Genomic DNA, 24,010 nt, shown 5'->3' on the forward strand with positions numbered 1-24,010 from the left:
GCCGACGTCTTGATCGTCGGCCGTTCCATTGCGACGATGGAGAAAGCGCTCACGCACACTCAACACGGCCGAGTGGACGTCGCCGAATCGACCAGCGCAGACGAAGGGGGCCACACCATTGCCGGGACACCTCGGCAGTTCACCGCTCTGACGTTCGGCGCGAAGGCTCTCACCATCGTGCTGTTGCTCACCGGGATCGCCCTGACCGCCTACGCTCTCGTCGGCCTCGAGCGCGGATCGGACGCGTTCACCGCGACGCTCGCGTGGGCGCAGTCGGTGCTCATCGCCGGAGTGGTCGTCGGCGTCGGTGGGATCCTCCTGCGCCGCTTTCACGCGCGTGGGCTTCCGCCGCACGAGAGCGATCAGGCGTGACCGCGTACAGGAGCGACCGATGACGACGACCAACCTCACTGCCAACCGCTTGCTGACTGCGGCGCTCGTCCTCAGCGTCCTCGGCATGGGGATCGGGGTCGGCCTGGTGATCGCCGGCTTCATGGTGGGCCTGGGTACTCCGCACGGATCGACGCTGTCCTCATCCGGGACGATCACGACCGTCGCGTTCGTCGTGCTCACCGTGGTCCTCAGCTTGCGCCCGCGTACTCGACACGACACTCGCCTTCGGAGGTGAGGCCGATCGTGACGTCTCGTGCCATCCTGTGACGATGGCCATAGAGAGCAGCCGACTTCGCCTCGAACGGATCACACCGACGCTTGCTGCCCGAATCGTCGAGGGCAGAAGGACTCCTTCCGATCTCTGGCACGAGGAGTATCCGCTTGAGGACGAGCTCGGCCCGCTCCGCACGCTTGCGGCGGCAAACGAGCCCGATCAGGCATTCACGCTGTACATGATCCGTCTCCGCTCCAGCGGCCTCGCTGTTGGGCGGGCTCGGCTTCTTCGGACCTCCTGATGAGAACGGGCGGGTCGAGTTCGGGTACGGCCTCGTGCCCGCGGTGCGTGGAGAGGGCTTGGCGAGCGAGGCTGTCGTCGCCGCCCTCGAGTTCGCAGCAGCTCACGGCGCCCGTTCCGCCGTTGCGGACACCGATCCGGCGAACATCGCCTCCCAACGAGTGCTCGTCAAAGCCGGGCTCAGGGAGACTCGGCGAACGGACTCTCTGATCTTCTACGAGCGCGAACTCGGTTAGCGAAGCAACGCTCCTTCCGATAACCGCTATATGACCCTCGGCCTGATGCTCGGTGTCCTCGGCATGGGGATCGGCGTCGGCCTGGTGATCGCGAGCTTCATCGCAGGAGTCGGATCCTCGATGGGCGCTGCTCTGTCGTCGTCCGGCACGATCACGATCATCGCCTTCGTCGTGTTGACCGTCGTGCTCAGTGTCGCCGCGCGCCGCCAGAAGCAAGTCGGTGGGCACGCCTGATCACTGACACTCGAAGAGGGGGCTCGGATTCCGGGTCCCTCTTCGCATGCGTGCGGAACGTCGTCGCGGTGAAGATGTAGCCCTGGGGCCAAGCGAGTGCCGGCCCCTGGTCGACCACAGGACTGCCAGAGACGATGGACACAGCACCTCCGGCGACGAACACGCGCCAGCCCGAGCAGAGAGACCAAGATGCCCCGAACCATGTGTCTTGACGACCAGGTGCATGCATCATGACGACTACTGCAGCGAACAGCGAGTTATCACCAACGGAGCCGCCGCCGCCGTACGCCGAAAGCCCGTATCTGTCCCGCAGAATCACCGAGAGCGCGTGACACGGGCTGGCAAGCGAAAGCAGGTCCGATCAGGCTGGATCGAAACACCTGCAGGTCTGCAGAAAGCCTGGTAGAGCGGAAGTCTTACTCGAAAGGTCACCGCGCTTCATTCTTGATGTCGTAGACGCTGACGGCCGAGTGCAGCGGGGCCACGAACCCGCCGATCAACGATCTGCCGTGCGCAATATACGCACCACAGCTGCACCACGGCGGCCCTGAGACGAAGAAAACCCCTGGCTTTACCAGGGGTTTTCTCTGGCGGTGACGGTGGGATTTGAACCAGCGTGACCCCCGCGAGACGACGCGGGCACCCTGACAGAACCGTGGAATCATGCGGATCTACGGTCATCAGGATCAGGCCGAATCGGACTCAATCACGAGTTCTGTTGTCACGGTGTTGTCACCGCGGGCCCCTCCCCTGCCGGTGCGACGATGCCCTCTTGGGGACGACGGATGAGACCTGGCTCAACTACGCCGAGGCTGCGAAGCGAGTCCGGTCGTCGAAGCGCACCGTGCAGCTGTGGCGCCGGCAAGGGGATGCCGATGGAATGGCGGGTCGACGAGGGCGGGCAACGATACCGCGTCGTCGAGGAATCGGTTCTCCTCGCATGGTGGCGTGACCGGATGAACGCGAGCCCGGTGCACTTCTACCGGATGCGTGCGAAGGCGATCGAACGCGGGGAGACGCCCCCACCCGTCCCTGAACGGTTCACCAAACGGCCTACGGCGGCCTCAACTGCCTCCCAGGTATCCGAGGGCCAGGATGACTCTGATAGCCACTCAGAGGCCGTTACAGCCCTCCTGGCAGACCTACCCGTGTTCCACGGTCACGCAGAGCATGCAGCGCTCGTCGCGGCGATGGAGACCGAACCCCCAGGATGCGACGGGCTCGAGGTGTTCACGCACGACCGGTTCGATGATCCGGAGCAGACCGAGATGATGCGCGGCATCTGCCGGGAGTGCCCGTTGCTCGAGATGTGCAGGGCGTTCGCGGTGGCGGGTCGGCCCTCAGCGGGGATGTGGGCGGGGATGACGCCGGCTGAAGTGCGCAGACTCGGCGCTGACACTGCGCAGACCCTGAGCCGCGACGCTTGCGAAGATCTCGCGATGGTGTCGTGAGGACTCGCTCTCACGTAATCGGCGCCTGCGCGAGAATTTCTCGGGCAATGCCCTGCGTGGATTGCCCCTCCGAGAGCCGCTGAAGATGAGTATCCACGCAGCGCGCAAAGTCAACGCATCCCGCGTCCCGAAGGGCTTCGCTCAGCCTCTTTGAACCTTCCCGCTGCGACCAGTATTCGATCTGGCGCATCGCAACGGCGTCGACCGCACGCCCCGCGTTCTCCGCCAAGAGCATCAGAAATGAATCGGCACTGTGCACCTCGTACGGCAGCGCGTCCGGATCAATGCTTTGGAAGCCTGGGTCGTCAGTGATCAGGTAGCTCGCGCGACATTCCACAGCGGCTGCATGAATGTGATGATCATGCACGTCAGCTCCGGGGAAGTCGACGGCACCGGAGAAGGAATCCAAGATGTCGTCGAGATGCGTTCGCAACGCCTTCTGCAGCCCGCTGGTGTACTCGCCGTCCGCCTTCGGGCTCTTGCGCCGCTTGTGGTAGAGCGTCTCGGTGATGCTGTCCTCCGAGCTGAACAGCACGAACATCCCTCCGCCTGTCTCATATCTGAGCAAGAACAGCCAGTCGCGGAGCGTCTTGGAATACAAGACGTTCGCATCGACGAAGACAACGGGAGCGCGCACCCACTCAGAGTACTGCGGAAGTGGCTATGCGCCTTCGTCGACCTCAAGGAGATCCTGAATGGCCTCGCGGCGGCTGTTTTCTCGCTTCTCTCGAAGCTCAGCAACCTCCGCATGACGAAGCCGGTGATGCGTCCCCGCCATGACCGGCTTGAGCTCGCCCGCCTTGATCAGCTTCATCAGAGTCGGGCGGGAGATCCCGAGAAAATCTGCTGCTGCGGAAGTTGTGAGAAGTTCCGGGACGGTCTGCACGGTGACCTCCCCTCCCTGCGCCACTCGATGCAGCACATGAGAGATGAGGTCAGCGACGGCCGGAGAAAGCGATACGGTCCTGCCGGTCTCGGTGGTGAGAGACAGGGCAGTGATCCGCTCGTCGCCAGCAGCGTCGACAGCCGCGATAGCGCTGGACTGGAGCTCCCGATCAACGATCAGGGAACCTCTAGCGAGTAGAGTGGCGGTCATTTCATCCTCGTTCCAGGTGTACAACCGCGAACTGAGAGTCGCGAGTTGGTGGGTTTACACCTACAAGTGAAACCATAGACGATCTTTACAGACCTGTCCAGCGGCCCACAGCGGCCGCTGACAGCCGATAGCGGCGGTTCAGGACTTCGGCCCGAGTTTGCGGCTGCGGAACTCGTCCAGGCTACTTGGCGTCGAGGAGGAGAGGGGTGTCTCCCCCTGCGGCGCTGTGTTGCCCTGTGGCGTCCTTTCCCGACCGAGGATGCGTAGCTCACGGAGTACGCCGCGGTAGGCGCTCAGGACGCCGCTGGACACGCCTGCGATGCCGAGCGCGTCGAGGTCGCGGGCGAGATCCTTCACCAACTCCACCCACGGCGCTGCGACGTCGTCGGTATCGAGGCCTCGGGCACGTAGGGAGCGGTTCAACGCGCGGAGGTGACGCTGAGAGCTCATCGGGTGCCTTTCGGGTGCGATTCAGTGCCACTTATCGGGCGGTTTCGAGGGCTCGTTCCCAGTCGTGGAGCGGGATCGCGGCCAGGGATGATGGTAAATCTTCTGACGCCGGGGAGAGAGGAACACTGCGCGCGGGAGGTGTGCCAGGTCTGGGGCATGTCTGGATTTTCTCGCCCCCTGGCTTCGGGTGTCAGGCGTCGCTGTCGTCTGCTTGGTCGGCTGTCTCGCCGTCGAAGTACTCGCGTCCCCAGGCCATGAGCTTGCCGCGCAGCTCATCATCCTCGAGGTAGGGCCACCCTTCGCGGTAGTGGATCTCGTCGCGGATGTCGATCCATCTTTGGAGCGCCCTGTCGAGGTCGACGACGCGATCGATCACGGTGTAGACGTCATCGTCGGCGAGCGCTTCGGAGAGCTCGGAGACCCATCTCGCGAAGCGGACCTTGTGCTCGGCGTCCTGACGACGGAGCTCCCGCAGCCGCGACACGGGCAGAGCCACGGGGGATGCCTCACGCTGCGGGGTGATGTCTCGACGTCGCCACTCTCCGCTGCGCTTCGCGTCGTGCTCCTGCTGCGCGCGCCGGCACGCGGGATCGACGGGGGTCTTCTCGCGCAGGTGCCGCTGATAGGCCGGGTAGGTGCCGCACGGGGACTTCGGTCGGGCCATGATCGGCCTCCAATTCGAGTGAGGTTTCAATTCGAGTGGGATGCGCGTATTCGAGTGGGGAGAAACGTGCCAGGTGCGCGCGGGAGGCTGGCAGCAAGGGGCGATGCTGGATTTTATGGCGATGCTCCCTTCCCCAGTAAGGTGCGAGTCCGGCAGGATAGCGACCAACTGAAAGAAGGGGAAGCAATGGCGCTCCAGATTCTGGCGGTGCGTAAGGATGACGATGGCGACATCACGCGCCTAAAGGGTGTGTCATGGGAAGACTCCATCGAGGGTGTGATCAGCGATATCGAGAACGGCCGATACAAGTACTACGTCGATGTCGATGGCCGAGAGGCGGACGTGTACGTCGTGCCAGCGACGCCGTACAGGAAGAAGCATCTGCGGACTACTGCCGATACGACCACGCGCAACAACCTGGACGAGTTGCCGCCGTTCTGATCGTGTGGGGCCCGCTGGTTGCGTGACTACCAGCGGGCCCGGGGCGGTGAGCGCCACGCCGAGGCGTGCGTCCGATGCTCACCGTGTGGTGTCGGCCGCCCAACCAGGCGGAGCGCCCTTCTTCGGCCGACACCAGGTATCAGCCCCTCGGGTACGTGGGAGTTGGTGCGTCGTCGTTGTTGGCTGCGGCGAGAGCGGCTGTGAGGGATCGGGGCTGGCGTGCGGCGATCTTCTCCGCGGTCTCCGCGGGGGTGTTGAGGCGGAGTCCGCCGGCGGCGAGGGCGAGCCAGTCGAGGTGTCCGATCGTCTTGCCTTCGAGGTAGTAGCCGCCTTCGAGGGACCAGTTCTCTCCCTCGGCGAACGCGGCGGAGTAGTTCACTGGCATCGACCCGAGGCGTCGGGGGAACACGTGGTGTTCCATCTCCTCCCGTGTCGGTGAGACCGTGAACACCTTGGAGATCTCGATGCGCAGCGCGACGATCGGCGAGATCGCAGACCACGCGCGGCGGGCAGCACGCCACGCGGCGGACGCCTTTTCGTCGGCGAGCTCGATCACCTGATCCGATGTCGTCGCGGACGTGAACCCGTATTCCTGCGCTGCGGTGACCAGCGGAGCCGCGAGCTCGGCGAACCGAGGCTGCAGAGTCTCCACGAGGCCCTCCAGCTCGGGAAGGGATGCTTCGCGCACCTCGGCTTCCAGTTGTGCACGGAAGTCGGTGATGCCGGTGAGGAGCCCGGGCATCGTGCCGCCTCCGGTGGTGTGCTGACGGATCGACAAGGCTTCGACGTGCGCGCGGGCTTCATCGTCGGACATGCCCAGCACGGACGCGACGGGAGGCATCTGGTGGGCTTCGACGACCTGCAGCAGTTCGAGGGCGCGGGTGATCGGCGACGGAACCGGGACGTCGAGTGCGGTGCATTTCGCAACGAACGCGGGAAGGGTGCCGAGGTTCACTGTGGCACCTCCTCGAACGCGCGGATCTGACCGGAAGCGAGCATGTGCTCCACCTGGTGCGGAAGCGTGTTATCCGGCAGTAGACCGTGCCGGTAGACATACCGCTCATGACCGCCCGGGAGCATAGCCACCACGCATGGCGCGACGACCTGATAGCGGGTCAGGCCGATCAGATACGGGTTGATCGTGGCGCCGCCCATCAGACGCCCCATGCCGCAGCGTAGAGGGCGGCATCCGCATCCCGAGCGGCCGGAGCCGCCTCGGCAGGGGTATCCCAGCCCGCGAGGGCGTAGAGGGCGTCATCGGCGCTCTGCTGAGCCCGCGCGGGCGTCTGTCCGGTGCTCTGCTTCTTCGCCGCGAGCTTCGCATCGAGAGCAGCGAGCACGTCAGCATCGGTCGCGCTCTCCGGGACGCCGAGCTTGTCAGTGAGGGTCTTGCGAGGAATGCCCGCGCGGGGGGCAGGCGCAGAGATGCGTCCCGGCCGCATCGCCGCAGAGACGAGGCCGGCACGCATCCCGTGGAAGGTGCGAGAGAGGGACATGGGGAAGCTCCTGTGTTGAGCGATGTCACGCGCGGCGCACTGCCTGCAACGTGTTCCCCGTCCTGGGTGATTCTGGACTGTCGAAGACCGGTGACGCCCTGCCTACCGTTCCTCCGTCGTGAACCATTCTATCGCCGAAGTACCGCGCGACCAGGGATTCTCCTCCTGTGTCGCGAGATACGGACGCTCGCCGAGCAACCGTTCTACCTCTCGATCGACAGCCGCCCAGACGATCTCCCCGTCCTCGCCGAGCACCGACCCCAGATTGACATACCGCTCGAAGTCGGCGGGATCGGCGAGGACGCCGCGCAGCCACACGCCGAGCAACTGACGGTTCTGCTCAGCCACGACCCGCTGCAGCCGCTCGAGACGCCCCTCGGCCAGTTGCGCGCGGCGCCGATATCGACGATTCTCCTGCACGAGCTCACGCCACTTCGCGCGCCCATCCGCCTGATTCAGCAACGTGATCTCAGCCATGGCTCACACCGTCCTGAAGAGTCGACCGTCGGAAGGGCGCACATAGATCGTCCCGGCGGGAAGTCCTACGCTTCCGGCCGGGATCGTCGCCAGGTCGACGTACACCTCGTTGTTGTCGCCGACCTGCACAGCCGGGGTGTGCACGAATCGCTCCGTGCCGAGGCCGTTCGCGGCCACAACCGCCGTCGTCATCCATCTCATCGGTCACACCGTCCTGTATGGCATGCCGTCGACCGGGTCGACGTAGATCGTGTGCGGCGGCAGACCCACCGCACTCCCACTCACAGTCGGGAAGTGCAGCCAGCTACCCAGCTCCGGATTCGTAGCCATGTCATCTCTCGCTTCCTGCCGCGTGTGCGGCGTTGATCGATCGCGCGCACATCACGCGCGTACTGTGGTCGCCCTGGGAAGCGGCCACGATGAAACCACCTCGACGACGTAGGCCGGCAGACGGACCCAGCCGCGATGCCACCTCGCCCTCATCAGCCAGCGCCGCCGGGAGGCGGCAAGACCGTAAGCGCGCTGGAACGTGACGTGCACGCCGCTGCCGAGCTACCAGCGCGAGGTCACCTTGAGCCTGCTCGCCGCAGGGGCATCGAGCCGCAAGCGGCCCGATCCGCGATGACATGTTGGTCAGAGCGATCTTCATGGAGATCAGCGAGCGGAGCGAGCGGCGAGCGCCCGGGAGGGCGCGCACAGCCACGGCAGAGCGGCCAACGTAAGTACTTCTACCCTCTGGCCAGATAGGTAGACAGGTCGACCACGTTCGACTGGCTAAGCGAATCTGACAGGTTTGAGGCGGCCAACCTGTCCACTGAGTCGACAGGTTTGGCCGTGCTCGTGTCGCCGAACTTGTACCGAGTCGCTCGACCCGGACGCGACGGTTCATGCTCGATGAGAAGCCCGCGGTCCCGAAGACGAACCTGGATCTCGCCGACGTACGGGCGCGTGATCCGAAGATCTTTCGCGAGGTTTCTCTGCGAGCACCAAGCGATCCCGTCCTTGCCGATGTGGTCGAGCATCGCGAGAAGCACAAGCGCTTCCGTCTTGGTGAGCCCGAGATCTCGGATGCCCTCGCGGAGCACCCACCGGGCAGTGATGCGCGCCACACTTCACACACCCCCTTCACGCTCACGGAACTCCTCATCGACGATCTGTAGTCGTCTCAGTGTCCGCGGCGGCTCGAACTGCTCGGCGAGTGCGTTCAGGCGCCTGGCGACAGCACGGGCGAGATCCGGGCTCAGGAACTGCACCGGATGCTCTGCCGGCATCGTTGGATCGATGAGGACGATCTCGCTCGGCTGCTGGGTGTGCACGTCTCGAGCGAGCTGCACGATCTCCTCGGCGAGCTCGTCGTTGATGATGTCGGCGTTCACGAGGTCACCCCCTGGCGTGCGGGGATCTCCATCGACCGCTCGGAACCGCGCAGCAGGCGAGAGAACTCAGCCACAGCGGGCAGTGCCTCCGCCGCGCGTAGCATCACCCGCGACAGAGCCGCCAGGCGGTCCGCATCGGCGTCGCTCGTGTTCTCGACACCCCAGTACGAGATCGTCGGCAGGCTCACGAAGAAGTCGCCGACGTTCACGCCAGGCTCGGGACGCGTCCGTGACGGATCGGTGTCGACGACGACCGCGATCAGCACTCCCAGGGATGCACCCACAGCAGGGCACTCGACGTCGTCGATCTCGACGTCAATGGACACACTGACCTCTCCCCCGAGGTTCGCACCGATGTGGACGTTCCACCCCGACCGAGTCGCGGCATCCGGCCACAGGACGTTCACGAATCCGTTCTCATCGACCCATCGGCGAGCGCACTTGTCGATCGTGAAGTCAGGCCGGCGACGAATCTGCTCGGCTGCCCACTCCTGGAACTCGGGATCGTTGACGACGATGCGCGCGGCCGCTTCGGTCTTCGCTGCGTACTGGAGCGCCCAGCTGCGGATAGCCTCGCGGATGTCGGTGGTCGGTGATTCAATGGGGGTGTTCACTTCGTTCTCCTCGCTGGATGATGTGGTGTTCTCGCCCCTGTTGGCCGCTGCAACGGCCGCGGGGGCACTTTCGTTCTCCGGGACGGCGCCGAAGCCCTCGACGAGCGTGCGCCGAGCCTCCTCGACAGCCGCCACGGGCTGAGACGTGTCCAGCGTCGCGATGCGACCGGACGGGAGCACGTAGCGCTCGATGGTCATGCCGAGACCTCGGCTTTCACGCGGGGCGGACGTGGCTCCGGCACCTTCCGCTCGACCTCGGCAGTGCTCGTGCGCTCGGACGCCTCGAGCCACTCGATGACGTCCCTCTCGCGGTAGACCACCGTTCGCGGCGTCGGCTTGAGGAACTTGGGCCCCTTGCCCTTCTCCGCGGCGCCGATGAACCGCAGCTGGGCGAGGTGACCGACTGACAGGAACGGCCAACGGTCGTGAACCTGCTGCGGGGTGAGGTACTTCTCTTCCATCACTTCTCTCCGTTTCTTCGGTAGTGATTATCGCTGCCGAACAACTCAAGTTGTACCACAGTAATTCGGTACCTGTAAACTCATCCGCATGGAGTCACCGGAGAGGCGTGCCGATTGGATGTAGAAGAGACCCCCGAGACTCAGATGGTCACTGTGGCGCCAGGCCTACGGGCTCAGTCCCCGTTGCGCATGACCTACCGCTTGGACGACCCGACCGGACTGGTAGCACTGGACACCGGCGAGCAGCTGGAGTATCCGTATGCGTTCGTAGGAGAGACGGTCGTGATCAAGGGTCGCTATGAGATCACGCGCATGCTCTTTGACGGGGCACGCGCACCGATCGGCACTGGATGGTTGGCCAAGGCCCCAATCGCGGAGCTCCGCCTCTACGCCTTGAACTACACCAACATCGAGGTTGACGACGATGTGGCACTAGGGCGAGAGATCTACGCGAACACCTACGTCAGTGACTGGTGCGGCAGCGTCCGTGGCGGCTCCCCGTCCTCCGATCTACGCGGACTCGCGATGGTCTATCGCGTCATCCGGCTTGGGTGGCGCAATCCGGTGGCACGCCTGTCCAGTCTTCTCGACGTGCATCACGACACGGTGCGTCGATGGATCGTGTCAGCGGTCAAGAACGGGTACTTGGAGTCGTGGGAGCGTGGGTAGCGTCCACAGCTACACGACGAAGGCCGGGCGCAAGCTCTACCGGATCTCGTACCGGCGCCCGGATCACTCCCAGACGACCGAGCGCGGCTTCACCCGGAAGATCGACGCCGAGCTGCGTCTCGCCGAGGTGGAGCTCGGTAAGGCCAAGGGCGACTACATCAACCCGAGCGACGCGAAGGAGCGCATCTCGTCAATCGCCACAGGATGGCTCCAGGCGCGCGAACACGCGATGAAGCCCTCCAGCTACCGAGCACTGAAAAGCTCGTGGGAGACGCACGTACAGCCCCGCTGGGGCGATCGCAGCGTCGGCGGCGTGAAGCACTCTGAGGTCCAGGACTGGCTCTCGGCACTGGCGAAGGAACGCGGCGCCACAACGGTGCTGCGCGCACACGGCGTGCTCGCCGGCATCCTCGACGTCGCGGTGAAGGATCGACGAGTCAGCAGGAACGTCGCTCGAGGCGTCACCCTCCCCCGCAAGACACCGAAGTCGAAGCCGTACCTCACGCACGCTCAGGTGCAGAAGCTCGCCGACGCCTCCGCGTACCCCACGCTCGTCCTGTTCCTGGCCTACACGGGCTTGCGCTGGGGCGAAGCGACCGGACTACGGGTGAAGCACGTAGACGCGCTCAGACGGCGCGTGCGCATCGAAGAGAACGCCGTCATGGTCGGGACGGTGATCCACGTCGGCACACCGAAGACGCACGAGACGCGATCCGTCCCGTATCCCGAGTTCCTGGCCCTGCCGATCGCGAAGCTCTGCGAGGGCAAGGGCCGCGATGAACTCCTGTTCGGTGACGGTCAGCTGCACATGCGACTCCCGAACTCTCGCGATGGGTGGTTCGCGGCCGCGGTGAAGCGCGTGCTCGCCGACGAGGAGAAGCTCGTGGCCGCTGCGAAGGCGAAGGGCGAGAAGCCACCGGCCACGATGCCGAGGGTGACACCGCACGACCTCCGGCACACTGCGGCGTCTCTGGCGATCTCGGCCGGCGCGAACGTGAAGGCCGTGCAGCGGATGCTTGGGCACGCCTCCGCGAGCATGACGCTCGACACCTACGCGGACCTGTTCGACGACGACCTCGACGGCGTTGCAGCAGCTCTCGATCAGGCACGTCGCGCTGCGAATGTTGTCACGCCGTTGTCACAGGAGAAGTAGAAAGCCCGCCCTCCCCAGTGTTTTCTAGGGAGAACGGGCTTCCAGGCTGGCGGTGACGGTGGGATTTGAACCCACGGTAGGGGGTTACCCTACACAACTTTTCGAGAGTTGCACCTTCGGCCGCTCGGACACGTCACCGCGGACTAGCTTACGACACGGCCGACCTCAGCGCGAATCGGGCACCAGGGCACTCGGGCACACGCGCCGGCACGGGGGCATCACCAGGGGGAGGCGACCTCGGCGTGGGTCTGCAGGATGCCCTCGGTCGTCCCCTCCGGCGCTCGGCCGATGCCGCACTCCGTCGCCACGCCGAACTCGGACACGAACCTCCGCGCCGCCTCGATGCGCCGCTCCGCGCCGTCGACGCCGTCTTCACGGTGCACGAGCCCGAGATACAGCTCGCCGTCGAACACCAGTCCGGCGAGGGGCGCGAAGTAGGCGTCGTCGTCGCGGTCGATCGGCACCGGAAGATGCAGCCACGTCACCGGACGCACGGATGCCGCCACCACCGCGTTCGCGTACCGCACCAGGTTCCCGGCATCCGCCGGCTCGACGAAGTGCTTCTCGCCGGCGTCGCCGTAGCAGAGGTGCACGCCGACCTCGACGTCGCGCGGCACGGCGTCGATCAACGCGGCGAGCCGCGCGACCAGGCCGTCGAAGGGGTCGCCGGGCCACCAGGCCTCCATGACCTTGCCGTACCCGGCCGCCCGCTCGATGATGCCCATCTCGCTCGCCACGTCCCACTGGATCGCAAGATCGTCGTGCGGGATCGCGGCGAGGATGCCGTCGAGCTCGCGCAGCATCGCCGCTGTGTACACGGGCTCGATCGCGGCGCGGTCGTCTCCCGAGAAGAACGACGAGATCACGGCGAGAGGCGTCGGCAACGACACCTGGAAACGGATGCCGGCGGGCACGGCACCCTCGGCACGCAGACGCGTGAAGATCGCGTACGACTCCAGCGCGGCGTCCGCGTATCCCAGAGCGGGCAGTGCGATGCCTGCGGCATCCGTCCCCTCCGCGATGCGCAGCGGACGAGCGTCGATTCCGGCCGGGAACGGGATGGGCACGTCGCCGACGCGCTCGATGCCGTCGGCCTGTCCGAGAACATCGGGCTGGAACATGATCCAGTGGAATCTCTTGCCCACCTCGCCGTCGGGCAGCCGACGCAGGCGGGTGCCGAGGATCTCGGCCGCCGTGCGCATCGTCGTCTCGGCGTCGTCGTAGTTCACGCTGCCCACGAGGTGGGCGCCCTGAGGCTGAGTCATTTAACAAGGCTATCGACGCCGGCACCCCTCCGACGCCCCGGGTTAGGATGACCTAAGCGACACCCCACGGAAGGACGCGGCATGGGTTTCATCACGTCGGAGGCTCTCGCCGACACCGGCTACGTCGTGCTCGACGACCACGACCAGGCAGCCGACCCCGCCGAGTGGCTCGACCTCGAGTACGTGCCGTGGCGGTCGTCCGGCATCACGCGCTTCGCTCCCCTCGCGAGCTACGCGGGAGAGATCGAGTGCAACGGCTTCTGGAACCACACCCCTCCCCGCACCGACAAGGGCGGCGTGTGGGTCCCGTCGCAGGTCGCGATCGCCCCGGTGCTGCAGCGCCGCGCCCTCGAGCCCGGCGCCGACGTCGGACGCTGCCGCGTCATCGAACTGCAGCCCAACGAGTACGCCGACGCGATCTACAACCTGCACCAGGACGACAACAACCGTCTCAATCCGGAGGGCACCGGCTGGGTCGTCCGCGGGTTCTTCAACCTGTCGGACGACGCGGAGTCGCTGCTGATCCTCCGCACCGACCGGTTCGACCCGGCCACGGAGGTGCGCCTGCCGCTGCGCGAGGGATCGCGGATCATCGTCGACACGCAGCGCTTCTGGCACGCGGTCTGGCACCGCGGCGTCGCCCCGCGCTACGCGCTCATCACGTCGTGGACCTCGGGGCCCGAGCTCGACGCGTACATCGCCGCGAACCACGGCGACCCGCACCCTGCGACCGTCGACCTCGATCCGGCGCTGGTCGATGCCGCGCAGCTCGAGCTTCACCGCCGCATCGAGGAGCGCCGCCGGGCGTTCGAGGCGATGGGCGTCGTGATGGAGCCGCCGGTCGACCTCGCGCCCTGAGCGCGCCTCACACCGTACGCCCCGCCTCCAGTCGCACCACGCGGTCGACGGTGCCGTCCGGCGGCGCGACGTGCGAGATCAGCAGCACCGACTGCTCCCCTGCCGCGCTGAGCAAGTCGCGCAGGAGGCGATCGGATGCCGCGGGGTCGACGCCCGCGGTCGGCTCATCGAGCACGAGGATGGGGAAGCCGCGCAGCAGCGCCCTGGCGAGAGCGATGCGCTGCGCCTGCCCGCCCGAGACGAGTGCCCCCCTGTCGCCGACGCGGGCATCGAGCCCACCGCGCTCCGCGACCCACTCCCCCAGCCCGACGCGATCGAGCACGGCGAGAAGCTCGGCATCCGTCGCGGTGTCGCGCGCGAACAGGAGATTCTGCCTGACGTCCTCGTCGAAGAGGCGCGGGCTCTGCTCGCACAGGCCGATCGTGCGCCGCAGCGTCTCACCCGACAGGTCCGCGGCATTCATGCCCCCGAGGGAGTACTCCCCGTCGACGCGAAGGAAGCCCACCAGCGCTGCGGCGAGGGAGCTCTTGCCCGCACCGCTCGACCCCGAGACGAGCACGCGCTCTCCAGGTTCGAGGTCGAGGTCGACGCCGTCGAGCGCGGTCGTGCCGCCAGGCCACCGCGCCCGGACGCCCCGCAGCCGCAGATCCGGCGTCGATGTGAAAGCCGTGTCGGCCCCCGCATCCGATCGCAGCTCTGGCGGCATGCGGTCCGGGAGCACACCGACGATACGATCAGCGCTCGACCGGACGCTCCGCCACGACGCCGCGGCGAGGGGCACCGCCCCAAACACCTCGAAGACCACCATCGGCACGAGCACGACGACGGCCAGCCACGGACCGTCGATGATCCCTGCCGCCAGACCCGGCGCTGCCGCGGCGAGCGCCCATACCGACGCCGCGCCGGCGACGGTAGACACCACTCCCGCCGACACGGCCTGCGCCAGCGACGCCCTCGTCACGGTGCGGCGCAACGCGGCATCCGCCCGCACAACGCGCTGCCGCGCCTGGGGTTCTGCACCGTACGCGAGCAGGACGTCGAGGCTGCCGAGGTAGTCGACGAGCGCGGCCGACAGTTCGGCACGCCGCTCAGACACCGCCTTCTCCGCCCTCGAGCCGAACACCCAGCCGAGGCCGACCGCCGAGACCGCCGCGACCATCAGGCACGCCGCGAGCGCGAGCGCAGCCGGCAGCGACACGACGGCGACGATCGCGATCGCACCGACCGCGACGACTCCGGCGACCGCGAGCGGCTGCACGACACGCAGCGGCAGATTCTGCAGGTTCTCGACGTCGTCGACGAGCGCCGAGAGGACCCGGCCGTGATCCGTGCGTCCGAGGCCCGCCGGCGACAGCGGGATCAGGCGCCGCACCATGTCAGCACGCGTCGCCGCCAGCCGGCGGAGGGCCGCGTCATGACCGGTGAGCCGCTCCAGGTAGCGGGTCACGGCTCTGGTCACCGCGAAGAACCGCACCCCGACAACCGCCACCGACAGGGGAACGAGGTTGTCCACGATCGAGGCGCTCACGATCAGCCACCCGCTGACGGCGAGCAGGCTCACCGCGGCACCGGCCGACAGCACACCCCAGACGAGGCCGGGCAGGAAACGCCGCAGCGGCGGCTGGGCGAGGCGCAGGATGTCGGCGCGGCGGCTCATGCGCTCACCCCCAGTGCCACGATGCGGTCCGCGATCTCTCGCGCCGACCTGCGATGCGAGACGAGCAGCACGGTCGCCCCGGCATCCGCCCGTCTCCGCAGCGTCGCCCACAGGCGCGCCTCGGTGTCGGCGTCGAGAGCGCTCGACGGCTCGTCCAGCGCCAGCACGGCATGCGGATGCCGTGCCTGCCGGTAGAGTGCGCGGGCGACGGCGACGCGCTGCGCCTGGCCGCCGGAGAGGCCGCTCCCCTGCACCCCGAGCTCCGCCGCGGGGTCGAGTGTCTCCGCGCACGCGTCCGCGAGGGCAGAACGGATGCCGTCGGCGTCGGGCGCCGGATCACCGAGGGCGACGTTCTCGGCGATCGTCCCCCGGCTCAGTTGCGGCGTCTGTCCTGCCCAGGCGAGCCAGTCGACCGGACGGAGCCCGCGTACGTCGCGACCGGCAAAGACCGCCGTCCCGTCGAACGGCGAGGCGCCGCGCAGCGCCGCGAGCAGGCTGGACTTCCCCACGCCGCTCGGACCCTCGATCAGCGTGACCGTCCCCGGTTCGGCCGTGAACGTGACCGGAGGGAGGTCGCGCACCCGCAGTCCCGACACCGCGAGCACCCCGGCCGCTCCCGCCGCTCCGGCGCGGCGCGCCTCGACACCCGCCGCCCCGGGCACCGCCGCGCCCGCCGGACCCGCCGGAGCCGCCGCGGCGGCGTCCAGCACCTCGAACACGTCCTCCGTAGCCGCGACGCCCTCGGCAGCCGCGTGGAACTGCACGCCAACCTGCCGGATCGGCAGGAACGCCTCGGGCGCCAGCAGCAGCACGAACAGCCCCACATCGAGCGACAGATCGCCCGAGAGCAACCGGAAACCGATCGACACGGCGATGAGCGCCACGGCGAGCGAGGCAAGTAGCTCCATCGCGAATCCGGAGAGGAACGAGAACCGCAGCACCTTCATCGTCTCGCGGCGGTACTCGTCGGCCGTCTGCTCGATGCGGTCGGCAGCGCGGTGCTCCCGCCCGAAGAGCCGCAGCGTCGCGAGCCCCTGCACCGTGTCGGCGAAGCGCACGGCCAGCCGCTGCAGCGTCTGCCACTGTCGCCGCTGCACCGTGCGGGTCGCCATGCCGATGAGCACGAGGAAGAGCGGGATGAGCGGCAGCGTGATGAGGGCCGTGAGGCCGCTCGGCCAGTCCGCCCACCACATCACCGCGAGCAGCACGGGCGTCGCGATCACCGTGAGCACGAGCTGTGGGATGTACCGCGCGAAGTACGCGTCGAGCGCCTCGAGTCCGTGACCTGCCGTGACGGCGAGGCCCGCGGCGCTGCGCTGCGCGAGCCATCCGGGGCCGAGCTTCGCGACGGCGGCGATGAGGGCGGCCCGCAGCTGCGCGCCGGTCTTCGCGGCGGCCCTCGACCCCGCGGCATCCGAGGCCGCGATGAGCACCCCGCGCACTCCCGCGGTCGCGAGCAGCCACAGCAGCGATGCCGTGACGTTGCGCCCGGCGAGCGCGCCGGTCACGGCATCCGTCAGCAGCCACGCGAACGCGATCGTGACGCCGGTCTGCACCACGCCGATCACGGCGGATGCCGCGAGGAACCCCCTCGCGGCACCCGCGTAGCGCAGCAGTCTCGGATCGACGGGTTTCACGCGTGCGCCGGCGCCCCCTCGATCGACCGGCGGGTGACGCGCTTGCGGAACACCCAATAGGTCCATGCCTGATACGCGAGCACGAGCGGCAGGGCGATGAGCGCCGTCCAGCTCATGATCGTGAGCGTGTATGGCGTGCTCGACGCGTTCTCGATCGTGAGGCTGAATGCGTCGTCGATCGTCGAGGGCATCACGTACGGGAACAGCGCCGCGAACAGCATGACCACCGCCGTCAGCACGGTGACGATGCCAGACGCGAACGCCCAGCCGTCGAGCCCCCGCCACGAGAACACGACCGCGTTCACGAGGAACACCGCCGCGACGGCGCCCGCGGCGATCACGAGCCACAGCAGCGGCGCGTCGCGGCCCGCGGCCATCGCGATCGTCCAGACCACCGTCCCGGCTGCGACGAGCACCGTCGGAACAGCCGCGATGCGGGCGATCCGGCGAGCGCCGTCGTGCACGGGCCCGTCGGTCTTGAGCGCCACGAACAGCACGCCGTGCAGGAAGAACAGCAGCAGCGTCGTGAGGCCCACGAGCAGTGCGTAGGGGTTGAGCAGCGAGAACAGCCCGCCGACGTACACGTGCCGCTCGTCGAGGGCGACGCCCTGCACGATGTTCCCGAACGCCACGCCCCACAGCAGGGCTGGCACGACGGAGCCGATCACGATCATCCGGTCGAAGCCGCGCTTCCACCGAAGCGAGTCGCGCTGGTGCCGGTACTCGAACGAGACGCCGCGCAGGATCAGGGCGAGCAGGATCAGCAGCAGCGGCAGGTAGAACCCGCTGAACAGGGTCGCGTACCACTCGGGGAACGACGCGAACAGGCAGGCTCCTGCCACGATGACCCAGGTCTCATTGAGGTCCCACACGGGGCCGATGGTGTTGATGACCTGGCGGCGGGCGATCTCGTCCTTGCCGAGGAACGGCAGCGACATGCCGACGCCGAAGTCGAATCCGTCGAGCACGAAGTAGCCGACGAAGAGGAAGGCGACGATCCAGAACCAGAGGTACTCCATGGTCTTGCCCTTTCTCTCAGTACACGACCGACGGCACGTGGGCCGTCTCCTCGTGCGGCTGCTCGGCGGTGTCGGGCCCCTTCTGCGCGGCCTTCACGATGAGCCGGATCTCGACGACGGCGAGGGCCGCGTAGATCGCGGTGAACGCGATGAGCGAGATCAGCACGTCGAGCCCCGTGACGCCGGGCGATACGCCGTCTCTCGTGCTCATGAGTCCGAACACGAGCCAGGGCTGCCGTCCCATCTCGGTGAACACCCAGCCGACGATGTTCGCGCCGAGCGCCAGCGGGAACGACCAGATGGCGAGCTTCCACATCCACGGCGCCGGCGGGTTCTTGGCGCCCTTGCGGGTGACCCACAGGCCGACGAGCGCGACGAGCCCCGCGGCCATGCCGAGTCCGATCATCCAGCGGAAGGCCCAGTACGTGACCCACAGGATGGGCGCGAAGTCCGTGATGCCGGTGTCGGCGTAGGTCTGCGTATACTCTGCGTTGAGATCGCGGATGCCGTGCACGCACTCGTCGAACGAGTGGGTCGACAGCACCGACAGCAGGTACGGCACGCGGATGGAGAAGAGCTCCGAGCTGCCGTCGGGCGTGCCGAGCGTGAACAGGCTGAACGATGCGTCGTACCCGCAGACGGTGTTGAACGTCGCCTCGGCCGCGGCCATCTTCATCGGCTGCGCGGCGTACATCGCGAGGCCCAGCTGGTCGCCGGTGAGCACGACGCCGGCGGTCGAGACGATCATGGCCCACAGGCCGAACTTCAGCGAGACGCGCATCGTGTCGAAGTGCTGACCGCGAGCGAGGTGCCATGCGGACACCGAGATCACGACACCGGCGGCGAACATGAAGGCGCCGAACAGGGTGTGCGGGAACGCGGCGAGGGCGACCGGGTTCGTCAGCAGCGCCCAGAAGTCGGTGAGCTCCGCGCGGTTCGTCTCGGGGTTGTAGACGTACCCCACCGGGTTCTGCATGAAGGCGTTGGCCGCGATGATGAAGTACGCCGACAGGATGCTGCCGATCGCGGTGCACCAGATGGTCGCCAGGTGCAGCTTCTGCGGAAGCTTGTCCCAGCCGAAGATCCACAGGCCGATGAAGGTGGCCTCGAAGAAGAACGCCAGCAGCCCCTCGAACGCCAGCGGAGCGCCGAAGACATCGCCGACGAAGCGGGAGTAGTCCGACCAGTTCATGCCGAACTGGAACTCCTGCACGATGCCGGTGACGACGCCCATGGCGAAGTTGATGAGGAAGATCTTGCCGAAGAAGCGGGTCAGGTGGAGGTACTGCACCTTGGCGGTGCGCACCCACGCGGTCTGGAAGATCGCCGCCACCGTGACCATGCCGATCGTCAGCGGCACGAACAGGTAGTGGTAGACGGTGGTGAGACCGAACTGCCATCGGCTCAGGATCAGCGGATCAAGCCATTCCATACGTCACTCCTCGAACATCACCCAGCTGAACCGTGCACTCGGCCTGCGCGCCGCGGACGCACTCGGCGGTGAGCGGTCCTCCGGCCTCGGCGAGCACACCCTGCATCAGGCCGAGATGGACCTGGCAGAGCAGCGGTCGGTCCTCCGGGTGGGCCGCCGCGTGCGGGCAGGGAGTGAGCTCGACGGTCAGGAGCTCGTCGTCGACGACGGGCTCGAAACCGCTCTCCTCCAGGTGTTCGATGAGTGCGTCGAGTTGGGCGTCGGCCTCGCGGCCGAGATCGGATGCCGCGTCTGGCAGCATCCGCCGAAGCAGGTCGCCCCGCTCCGCCGCCGCCTTCGCCTTGTCGCGTGCGACGGGGCTCGAGGCTCCGGGAGCGCCGGTCACCGCCCGGTACAGCGTGCGCGGGCGTCCGCGAGTGGTGCGGCGTTCGGTCTGCGCGACGACGTAGCCGCCGTCGATGAGCCTCTGCAGGTGCTCGCGGACCGTGTTGGCATGCAGACCTGTCGCATCGCAGAGCTCGGCGATCGTGAGCTCGGACCGCGTCGGCGCATGGCTCGCTGCGAAGAGCCGGTGCAGAATCCGCACCCGCGAGAAGCTCGAGATCGGCCCGCAGACGGGCCCGGCGCTGGCCATGCCTCCATTATGTTCGGGCCTCCGACACGCCTGAGCCGTTCCGGCCGTGAATAATGCCCCGGGGCGATAGGGATGTCCGATGCCCGCGATAGCGACCGCGCATGACCCCCTCTCCCCGAGCCCGCGAAGCGATGTCCGCGGCCGCGGCTAGCCTTGTCGCATGGCCACTCGTCGACCCGCCCCTCCCGCCTTCGCCTGCACGGAATGCGGCTGGACGACGGCGAAGTGGGTGGGGCGCTGCGGCGAGTGTCAGCAGTGGGGCACGGTGCAGGAGCAGGGCGCTCAGACCGGCATCGTGAATCGGGTGACGGCCCTCACGCCGTCGGCCGACCGCGCGGCACGCCCGATCACGCAGATCACGACCACGGATGCTCCGCGGCGAACGAGCGGCGTCGGCGAGTTCGACCGAGTGCTCGGCGGCGGCATCGTGCCGGGGGCTGCCATCCTGCTGAGCGGTGAACCCGGCGTCGGCAAGTCGACCCTGTTGCTCGAAGTCGCCGCGCAGGCCGCACGCTCGGGGCGGCGCGTGCTGTACGCGAGCGCCGAAGAGTCGCCCGCGCAGGTGCGGCTGCGCGCCGAGCGCACGGGTGCTCTGCACGATGAGCTGTATCTCGCCAGCGAGACCGACCTCGCGACCATCCTCGGGCACATCGACGAGGTGCGCCCGCAGCTGGTGATCGTCGACTCCGTGCAGACGGTCGCTTCGTCGCTCACCGACGGAGCGGCCGGTCAGCCGAGCCAGGTGCGCGAGGTGGCGGCCACGCTCATCAGGGTGGCGAAGGAGCGCGATCTGCCGATCATCATCGTGGGTCACGTCACGAAAGACGGCCAGGTGGCCGGTCCCCGCGTGCTCGAGCACCTGGTCGACGTGGTGTGCCACTTCGAGGGCGACCGGCAGACGTCGCTGCGCTTCGTGCGCGCTCTGAAGAATCGCTTCGGCCCCACCGACGAGGTCGGATGCTTCGAGATGACGGGAGACGGCATCGCCGAGGTCCCCGATCCCTCCGGCCTGTTCCTGTCGCAGGGCGCGACCGAGCCGGGCACGTGCGTCGCGATCGCCCTGGAGGGGCGGCGTGCGCTCCCCGTCGAGGTGCAGGCGCTCACGGTGCTCTCGAACGCACCCAACCCTCGCCGCGTGGTGCACGGGCTCGACGCGTCGCGTGTGGCGATGGTGCTGGCGATCCTCGACCGGCGCGCCGGCATCCCCACCGGAAACCTCGACGTCTACGTATCGACCGTGGGCGGAGTGCGCTTCACAGAGCCGGCCGCAGACCTGGCGATCGCGATCGCGGTGGCGGGATCCATCCAGCAGAACTCCGTGCCCCGCACCGTTGCCGCCGTCGGCGAGCTGAGCCTCGCCGGCGAGATCCGGCCGGTGACCCAGGCCGCGCAGCGGCGCTCCGAGGCCGCACGGCTGGGGTACGAGCAGGTCGTCGATGACCGGTCCAAGACGCTCAGGGCTGCGCTCGGCGACGTCCGCGCCCGCAGCACGTCACGGCGCCGCGAGGGCGACATCCCGCCGTTCTGAGGCGCCATCTTCTGGTCGCCGGTCCGCTCGCGGTGTGTTCACCGGCATCCGCGGTCCCCGCCGGCAGGCGTCAGGCCGACACGCGTCAGGCGTCACGCCGACACGGGTTACGCCGTCACCGGTCCCGCCGACACGCGTACCGCCGACAGGCGTCGCCTCGCCGAAAGGCGTCAGGCGTCGAGTGCCTTCAGCAGTTCCTCGGGCGATGCCTGCATGGGATGCGGTCCTGCGATGTCGAGGAAGACCGTGGTGATGGGATGCGCTGCGAGGAACTTCCGCAGCCAATCCGCCGTGTAGATGCCGACGCCGGGAGGCAGGTTCGCCGGCTTGTTCCTCGCGTCGCTGAATAGCAGAAGAGCGAGGTCGCCCGTGTTCGGGTCGCGGTAGGTCCACACCTCGCCGCTGTCGAGCGGGTTGTCACGCGCACCGGGCTTGATGAGCGGCACGATGGTGGTGCCGTGACGCAGCGCCAGCGCGACGGCTGCGACGTCCTGCTTCTCGAGCGCCTGCGCAAGCGCCTCGGAGCGGAAGTCCTCGGGAGCCGGCTTCTTCTTGGCGGGCTTCGCCTTCTTCGCTGCCATGAGTCCAGCTTATTCAGCGGCCGAGCGCCCGGGACCGCCGGAATGCTTGCGCCTCACGGCCCGCCGGAATGCTCGCGGCTCACGGGCCGCCCGAATGCTCGCGGCTCACGGCCCGCCGGCGACACCCGGATACGATTGGGGCCCTCTCGAGTCCTCCATTGGGGACTGGGGTACTCGAGAGGGCCCTCGAACTCTCGAACGGCGAATGTCGAAGCGCTGGGGACGCTGTGAGTCGACGCCACTGGGGATGGCATGTGCCGCATAGTCCCGAGAGTCAGTTCAATGGTATCCCAAGAGCATGGTGCTGTCGCCACGCGGGGCCCCACACCTCGGCGGTTCTCGTGCGCCCGGGCGTGTCTCAGTGCAGGAGGATCTGCTTGGTCTCGGTCGCCGCGAACCCGCCGATCTCCACGCTCACGTGGTACGACGCTCCGTCGCCGGGCGCTCGCGGACGGTTCTCCTGCGCGCAGGTGTCGACGCTCGACCGTGTGCGGTCCCACACCACCGGCTCCTTGCTCACGACGGTGGCTCCGGCGGCGAGCGTGGCGATCATGCTGCTCGGGTTCTCCTGGCAGTCCGTCGAGCGCCACCACACGTCGTCACCGCTCGCGACCGTGAACCTCTGGGTGGCCGATCCGACGTCGAGCGTGCAGTCGACCGGACCGTTGTTCGTCAGCGAGATCGACAGCTTCGGCAGCTCACCCGGCTGGTAGCTGTCGGCATCCGTGACCGCCGTGACGACGATGTTCTGCGCATCGCACGCGACAGGACCGGTCGGCTCGGTCGACGGGTCGGCGGACGGGGTCTGCGACTGTTCGGCGGGACTGTCCGCGGGAGTGGGACCGGCGGTCGAGGCCGTGGACGGCTTCGGCTTCTCGGTTCCGGACGCCCACGGCTGCGCGATCAGCAACCAGGCGCCGACGCCCACGAGGGCAAGCACGAGCAGCAGCGCGACGAGAGCCACGAGCCGCCGACGACGATAGACAGCGGCGGAGTGGCGGGGGGGGCTTCCAGGTTAACCGAGGTGCTTGAGCATCCTGGTGTTCCCCAGGGTGTTGGGCTTGACGTGCGCGAGGTCGAGGAACTCCTCGACACCCGCGTCACCACTGCGCAACAGCTGCGAGTACACGTCGGGGTCGACGATCTGCTCGCCGATCGGCGTGAATCCCCGTCGGCCGAAGAAGTCCGTCTCGAACGTGAGGCAGAACAGCCGCGACAGGCCGAGCACGCGCGCGTTCTCCTCCAGGCGGTCGACGATCGCTCCGCCGACGCCGTGGTGCAGCCAATCCTCGCGCACCATCAGGGTGCGCACCTCGCCGAGGTCTTCCCAGAACACGTGCAGCGCCCCGCATCCGATGAGCTCGCCTTTCGCCTCGGCGACGACGAACTCCTGCACGGCGCCGTAGAGCACCGCCAGGTCCTTGCCGAGCAGGATGCGCTTCTCGACCATCGGCTGGAGCAGATTGCGGATGCCGATGACGTCGGCGCTGCGCGCGGGCCGGACCGTGTACTCGTTCACGGGTCAAGCCTAGAACGCCGCCCCGGGCGCCCCACCCGACGCGCCCGCACCCGTCCCGCCGCACGCATCCTCCTTCCCGCGCCGCGCCCGTCGCCCGCCGCCCGCCGCCCGCGCCGTGCTCCCTCCCGCCGCACGCGCCGTCCACGCCGCGCATC

General features: G+C 67.7%; 33 protein-coding genes and 1 tRNA gene. 11 read left to right on the forward strand and 23 right to left on the reverse strand.

The window, feature by feature from the left end; genetic code table 11:
* Positions 1–36: 36 nt before the first annotated feature.
* The 6 genes from AB663_RS01435 (at position 37) to AB663_RS01455 (ending at position 2,828) form a co-directional block, all read left to right on the forward strand.
* A complete protein-coding gene (locus AB663_RS01435; protein WP_157540801.1) occupies positions 37–372 on the forward strand; it encodes a hypothetical protein in 336 nt (111 codons plus the stop codon).
* 19 nt (positions 373–391) lie between these two features.
* Complete coding sequence (locus AB663_RS01440) at positions 392–628, forward strand: hypothetical protein (RefSeq protein WP_067194912.1); 237 nt, start codon at positions 392–394, stop codon at positions 626–628.
* A 34-nt stretch (positions 629–662) separates the two neighbouring features.
* On the forward strand, positions 663–908 hold the full coding sequence (locus tag AB663_RS17470; protein WP_232304702.1) for a hypothetical protein: 246 nt from the start codon (positions 663–665) through the stop codon (positions 906–908).
* The gene (locus AB663_RS17475) at positions 877–1,143 is read left to right on the forward strand and encodes a GNAT family N-acetyltransferase (RefSeq protein WP_232304599.1); all 267 of its coding nucleotides are present in this window, start codon (positions 877–879) and stop codon (positions 1,141–1,143) included. Before AB663_RS17470 ends, AB663_RS17475 begins: the two co-directional genes overlap by 32 nt.
* 30 nt (positions 1,144–1,173) lie before the next feature.
* Entirely contained in the window at positions 1,174–1,377 is a 204-nt protein-coding gene (locus AB663_RS01450) for a hypothetical protein (RefSeq protein ID WP_067194915.1), read from the forward strand.
* A gap of 875 nt (positions 1,378–2,252) precedes the next feature.
* A complete protein-coding gene (locus AB663_RS01455; protein WP_157540803.1) occupies positions 2,253–2,828 on the forward strand; it encodes a WhiB family transcriptional regulator in 576 nt (191 codons plus the stop codon).
* Between the two features lie 10 nt (positions 2,829–2,838).
* Here the strand turns inward: AB663_RS01455 and AB663_RS01460 are convergent, their stop codons facing one another.
* The 4 genes from AB663_RS01460 to AB663_RS01475 all read right to left on the reverse strand — a co-directional run bounded on the left by AB663_RS01460 (position 2,839) and on the right by AB663_RS01475 (position 5,038).
* On the reverse strand, positions 2,839–3,465 hold the full coding sequence (locus AB663_RS01460) for a hypothetical protein (protein WP_067194921.1): 627 nt from the start codon (positions 3,463–3,465) through the stop codon (positions 2,839–2,841).
* Between the two features lie 24 nt (positions 3,466–3,489).
* A complete protein-coding gene (locus AB663_RS01465; protein ID WP_067194923.1) occupies positions 3,490–3,924 on the reverse strand; it encodes a helix-turn-helix domain-containing protein in 435 nt (144 codons plus the stop codon).
* A gap of 138 nt (positions 3,925–4,062) precedes the next feature.
* Positions 4,063–4,374, reverse strand: coding sequence for a hypothetical protein (locus AB663_RS01470; protein WP_067194926.1), 312 nt, complete (start codon positions 4,372–4,374; stop codon positions 4,063–4,065).
* Between the two features lie 190 nt (positions 4,375–4,564).
* Complete coding sequence (locus AB663_RS01475) at positions 4,565–5,038, reverse strand: hypothetical protein (RefSeq protein ID WP_067194929.1); 474 nt, start codon at positions 5,036–5,038, stop codon at positions 4,565–4,567.
* Between the two features lie 186 nt (positions 5,039–5,224).
* On the opposite strand from AB663_RS01475, the gene AB663_RS01480 reads away from it, so the two are divergent.
* Positions 5,225–5,479, forward strand: a complete 255-nt coding sequence (locus tag AB663_RS01480) for a DUF3892 domain-containing protein (protein WP_067194932.1) — start codon at positions 5,225–5,227, stop codon at positions 5,477–5,479.
* Between the two features lie 139 nt (positions 5,480–5,618).
* On the opposite strand, the gene AB663_RS01485 is transcribed toward AB663_RS01480, so the two are convergent.
* The 9 genes from AB663_RS01485 to AB663_RS01525 form a co-directional block, all read right to left on the reverse strand.
* On the reverse strand, positions 5,619–6,434 hold the full coding sequence (locus AB663_RS01485) for a hypothetical protein (RefSeq protein ID WP_067194935.1): 816 nt from the start codon (positions 6,432–6,434) through the stop codon (positions 5,619–5,621).
* On the reverse strand, positions 6,431–6,646 hold the full coding sequence (locus tag AB663_RS01490) for a hypothetical protein (RefSeq protein ID WP_157540805.1): 216 nt from the start codon (positions 6,644–6,646) through the stop codon (positions 6,431–6,433). The genes AB663_RS01485 and AB663_RS01490 overlap by 4 nt, the downstream gene beginning before the upstream one ends.
* A complete protein-coding gene (locus AB663_RS01495) occupies positions 6,634–6,975 on the reverse strand; it encodes a hypothetical protein (RefSeq protein WP_067194941.1) in 342 nt (113 codons plus the stop codon). Before AB663_RS01495 ends, AB663_RS01490 begins: the two co-directional genes overlap by 13 nt.
* A 102-nt stretch (positions 6,976–7,077) precedes the next feature.
* On the reverse strand, positions 7,078–7,452 hold the full coding sequence (locus AB663_RS01500; RefSeq protein ID WP_067194945.1) for a hypothetical protein: 375 nt from the start codon (positions 7,450–7,452) through the stop codon (positions 7,078–7,080).
* 3 nt (positions 7,453–7,455) lie between these two features.
* Positions 7,456–7,644, reverse strand: a complete 189-nt coding sequence (locus AB663_RS01505) for a hypothetical protein (protein ID WP_067194946.1) — start codon at positions 7,642–7,644, stop codon at positions 7,456–7,458.
* Between the two features lie 536 nt (positions 7,645–8,180).
* Positions 8,181–8,474, reverse strand: a complete 294-nt coding sequence (locus tag AB663_RS17725) for a hypothetical protein (RefSeq protein ID WP_442922670.1) — start codon at positions 8,472–8,474, stop codon at positions 8,181–8,183.
* A 90-nt stretch (positions 8,475–8,564) separates the two neighbouring features.
* Complete coding sequence (locus AB663_RS01515; protein WP_067194952.1) at positions 8,565–8,828, reverse strand: hypothetical protein; 264 nt, start codon at positions 8,826–8,828, stop codon at positions 8,565–8,567.
* Complete coding sequence (locus AB663_RS01520; protein WP_067194955.1) at positions 8,825–9,640, reverse strand: hypothetical protein; 816 nt, start codon at positions 9,638–9,640, stop codon at positions 8,825–8,827. The genes AB663_RS01515 and AB663_RS01520 overlap by 4 nt, the downstream gene beginning before the upstream one ends.
* The gene (locus AB663_RS01525; protein WP_067194957.1) at positions 9,637–9,903 is read right to left on the reverse strand and encodes a helix-turn-helix transcriptional regulator; all 267 of its coding nucleotides are present in this window, start codon (positions 9,901–9,903) and stop codon (positions 9,637–9,639) included. Before AB663_RS01525 ends, AB663_RS01520 begins: the two co-directional genes overlap by 4 nt.
* Before the next feature lie 189 nt (positions 9,904–10,092).
* Between AB663_RS01525 and AB663_RS01530 the strand changes: the two genes are divergently transcribed.
* Complete coding sequence (locus AB663_RS01530) at positions 10,093–10,572, forward strand: hypothetical protein (protein WP_157540807.1); 480 nt, start codon at positions 10,093–10,095, stop codon at positions 10,570–10,572.
* Positions 10,565–11,725: a tyrosine-type recombinase/integrase gene (locus tag AB663_RS01535; RefSeq protein ID WP_067194962.1), complete on the forward strand. Its 1,161-nt coding sequence runs from the start codon at positions 10,565–10,567 to the stop codon at positions 11,723–11,725. Before AB663_RS01530 ends, AB663_RS01535 begins: the two co-directional genes overlap by 8 nt.
* A gap of 47 nt (positions 11,726–11,772) precedes the next feature.
* Here AB663_RS01535 and AB663_RS01540 read toward each other — a convergent pair.
* A tRNA-Ser gene (locus AB663_RS01540) sits at positions 11,773–11,863 on the reverse strand.
* Between the two features lie 80 nt (positions 11,864–11,943).
* Positions 11,944–12,990 carry a hypothetical protein gene (locus tag AB663_RS01545; protein ID WP_067194965.1) on the reverse strand — a complete coding sequence of 349 codons (1,047 nt, stop codon included), beginning with the start codon at positions 12,988–12,990 and terminating at the stop codon, positions 11,944–11,946.
* Between the two features lie 81 nt (positions 12,991–13,071).
* On the opposite strand from AB663_RS01545, the gene AB663_RS01550 reads away from it, so the two are divergent.
* Complete coding sequence (locus AB663_RS01550) at positions 13,072–13,848, forward strand: hypothetical protein (RefSeq protein WP_067194970.1); 777 nt, start codon at positions 13,072–13,074, stop codon at positions 13,846–13,848.
* 7 nt (positions 13,849–13,855) lie between these two features.
* Here AB663_RS01550 and cydC read toward each other — a convergent pair whose 3' ends face one another.
* Genes cydC through AB663_RS01575 form a run of 5 tightly spaced genes read right to left on the reverse strand, consistent with a single transcriptional unit; the run spans position 13,856 to position 20,227 of the window.
* A complete protein-coding gene (gene cydC / locus AB663_RS01555) occupies positions 13,856–15,505 on the reverse strand; it encodes a thiol reductant ABC exporter subunit CydC (protein ID WP_067194973.1) in 1,650 nt (549 codons plus the stop codon).
* Entirely contained in the window at positions 15,502–17,142 is a 1,641-nt protein-coding gene (cydD, locus tag AB663_RS01560; protein WP_067194975.1) for a thiol reductant ABC exporter subunit CydD, read from the reverse strand. The genes cydC and cydD overlap by 4 nt, the downstream gene beginning before the upstream one ends.
* Positions 17,139–18,161, reverse strand: a complete 1,023-nt coding sequence (gene cydB, locus AB663_RS01565; protein ID WP_067194977.1) for a cytochrome d ubiquinol oxidase subunit II — start codon at positions 18,159–18,161, stop codon at positions 17,139–17,141. The genes cydD and cydB overlap by 4 nt, the downstream gene beginning before the upstream one ends.
* 16 nt (positions 18,162–18,177) lie before the next feature.
* Positions 18,178–19,593, reverse strand: a complete 1,416-nt coding sequence (locus tag AB663_RS01570) for a cytochrome ubiquinol oxidase subunit I (RefSeq protein ID WP_067194980.1) — start codon at positions 19,591–19,593, stop codon at positions 18,178–18,180.
* The gene (locus AB663_RS01575) at positions 19,580–20,227 is read right to left on the reverse strand and encodes a helix-turn-helix domain-containing protein (RefSeq protein ID WP_067194983.1); all 648 of its coding nucleotides are present in this window, start codon (positions 20,225–20,227) and stop codon (positions 19,580–19,582) included. Before AB663_RS01575 ends, AB663_RS01570 begins: the two co-directional genes overlap by 14 nt.
* Before the next feature lie 160 nt (positions 20,228–20,387).
* On the opposite strand from AB663_RS01575, the gene radA reads away from it, so the two are divergent.
* Entirely contained in the window at positions 20,388–21,755 is a 1,368-nt protein-coding gene (gene radA / locus AB663_RS01580) for a DNA repair protein RadA (protein WP_067194985.1), read from the forward strand.
* Between the two features lie 170 nt (positions 21,756–21,925).
* Here radA and AB663_RS01585 read toward each other — a convergent pair whose 3' ends face one another.
* From AB663_RS01585 to AB663_RS01595, 3 genes are all read right to left on the reverse strand, one after another.
* On the reverse strand, positions 21,926–22,336 hold the full coding sequence (locus AB663_RS01585) for a dehydrogenase (RefSeq protein ID WP_067194988.1): 411 nt from the start codon (positions 22,334–22,336) through the stop codon (positions 21,926–21,928).
* A 358-nt stretch (positions 22,337–22,694) separates the two neighbouring features.
* The gene (locus tag AB663_RS01590) at positions 22,695–23,300 is read right to left on the reverse strand and encodes a hypothetical protein (protein ID WP_067194991.1); all 606 of its coding nucleotides are present in this window, start codon (positions 23,298–23,300) and stop codon (positions 22,695–22,697) included.
* A gap of 51 nt (positions 23,301–23,351) precedes the next feature.
* Entirely contained in the window at positions 23,352–23,855 is a 504-nt protein-coding gene (locus AB663_RS01595) for an amino-acid N-acetyltransferase (RefSeq protein WP_067194995.1), read from the reverse strand.
* Positions 23,856–24,010: the final 155 nt, after the last annotated feature.

The sequence above is a fragment of the Microbacterium sp. XT11 genome (assembly GCF_001513675.1).
Classification (GTDB): domain Bacteria; phylum Actinomycetota; class Actinomycetes; order Actinomycetales; family Microbacteriaceae; genus Microbacterium.

What these genes read in the sequence shown, in the direction of transcription:
- AB663_RS01435 (WP_157540801.1), top strand. Translation starts at nt 37, where the DNA reads ATGGAGAAAGCGCTCACGCACACTCAACACGGCCGAGTGGACGTCGCC.
- AB663_RS01440 (WP_067194912.1), top strand. Translation starts at nt 392, where the DNA reads ATGACGACGACCAACCTCACTGCCAACCGCTTGCTGACTGCGGCGCTC.
- AB663_RS17470 (WP_232304702.1), top strand. Translation starts at nt 663, where the DNA reads ATGGCCATAGAGAGCAGCCGACTTCGCCTCGAACGGATCACACCGACG.
- AB663_RS01450 (WP_067194915.1), top strand. Translation starts at nt 1,174, where the DNA reads ATGACCCTCGGCCTGATGCTCGGTGTCCTCGGCATGGGGATCGGCGTC.
- AB663_RS01455 (WP_157540803.1), top strand. Translation starts at nt 2,253, where the DNA reads ATGGAATGGCGGGTCGACGAGGGCGGGCAACGATACCGCGTCGTCGAG.
- AB663_RS01465 (WP_067194923.1), bottom strand. Translation starts at nt 3,924, where the DNA reads ATGACCGCCACTCTACTCGCTAGAGGTTCCCTGATCGTTGATCGGGAG.
- AB663_RS01470 (WP_067194926.1), bottom strand. Translation starts at nt 4,374, where the DNA reads ATGAGCTCTCAGCGTCACCTCCGCGCGTTGAACCGCTCCCTACGTGCC.
- AB663_RS01475 (WP_067194929.1), bottom strand. Translation starts at nt 5,038, where the DNA reads ATGGCCCGACCGAAGTCCCCGTGCGGCACCTACCCGGCCTATCAGCGG.
- AB663_RS01480 (WP_067194932.1), top strand. Translation starts at nt 5,225, where the DNA reads ATGGCGCTCCAGATTCTGGCGGTGCGTAAGGATGACGATGGCGACATC.
- AB663_RS01490 (WP_157540805.1), bottom strand. Translation starts at nt 6,646, where the DNA reads ATGGGGCGTCTGATGGGCGGCGCCACGATCAACCCGTATCTGATCGGC.
- AB663_RS01495 (WP_067194941.1), bottom strand. Translation starts at nt 6,975, where the DNA reads ATGTCCCTCTCTCGCACCTTCCACGGGATGCGTGCCGGCCTCGTCTCT.
- AB663_RS01500 (WP_067194945.1), bottom strand. Translation starts at nt 7,452, where the DNA reads ATGGCTGAGATCACGTTGCTGAATCAGGCGGATGGGCGCGCGAAGTGG.
- AB663_RS01505 (WP_067194946.1), bottom strand. Translation starts at nt 7,644, where the DNA reads ATGACGACGGCGGTTGTGGCCGCGAACGGCCTCGGCACGGAGCGATTC.
- AB663_RS17725 (WP_442922670.1), bottom strand. Translation starts at nt 8,474, where the DNA reads ATGCTCGACCACATCGGCAAGGACGGGATCGCTTGGTGCTCGCAGAGA.
- AB663_RS01520 (WP_067194955.1), bottom strand. Translation starts at nt 9,640, where the DNA reads ATGACCATCGAGCGCTACGTGCTCCCGTCCGGTCGCATCGCGACGCTG.
- AB663_RS01525 (WP_067194957.1), bottom strand. Translation starts at nt 9,903, where the DNA reads ATGGAAGAGAAGTACCTCACCCCGCAGCAGGTTCACGACCGTTGGCCG.
- AB663_RS01530 (WP_157540807.1), top strand. Translation starts at nt 10,093, where the DNA reads ATGACCTACCGCTTGGACGACCCGACCGGACTGGTAGCACTGGACACC.
- AB663_RS01545 (WP_067194965.1), bottom strand. Translation starts at nt 12,990, where the DNA reads ATGACTCAGCCTCAGGGCGCCCACCTCGTGGGCAGCGTGAACTACGAC.
- AB663_RS01550 (WP_067194970.1), top strand. Translation starts at nt 13,072, where the DNA reads ATGGGTTTCATCACGTCGGAGGCTCTCGCCGACACCGGCTACGTCGTG.
- cydC (WP_067194973.1), bottom strand. Translation starts at nt 15,505, where the DNA reads ATGAGCCGCCGCGCCGACATCCTGCGCCTCGCCCAGCCGCCGCTGCGG.
- cydB (WP_067194977.1), bottom strand. Translation starts at nt 18,161, where the DNA reads ATGGAGTACCTCTGGTTCTGGATCGTCGCCTTCCTCTTCGTCGGCTAC.
- AB663_RS01570 (WP_067194980.1), bottom strand. Translation starts at nt 19,593, where the DNA reads ATGGAATGGCTTGATCCGCTGATCCTGAGCCGATGGCAGTTCGGTCTC.
- AB663_RS01575 (WP_067194983.1), bottom strand. Translation starts at nt 20,227, where the DNA reads ATGGCCAGCGCCGGGCCCGTCTGCGGGCCGATCTCGAGCTTCTCGCGG.
- radA (WP_067194985.1), top strand. Translation starts at nt 20,388, where the DNA reads ATGGCCACTCGTCGACCCGCCCCTCCCGCCTTCGCCTGCACGGAATGC.
- AB663_RS01585 (WP_067194988.1), bottom strand. Translation starts at nt 22,336, where the DNA reads ATGGCAGCGAAGAAGGCGAAGCCCGCCAAGAAGAAGCCGGCTCCCGAG.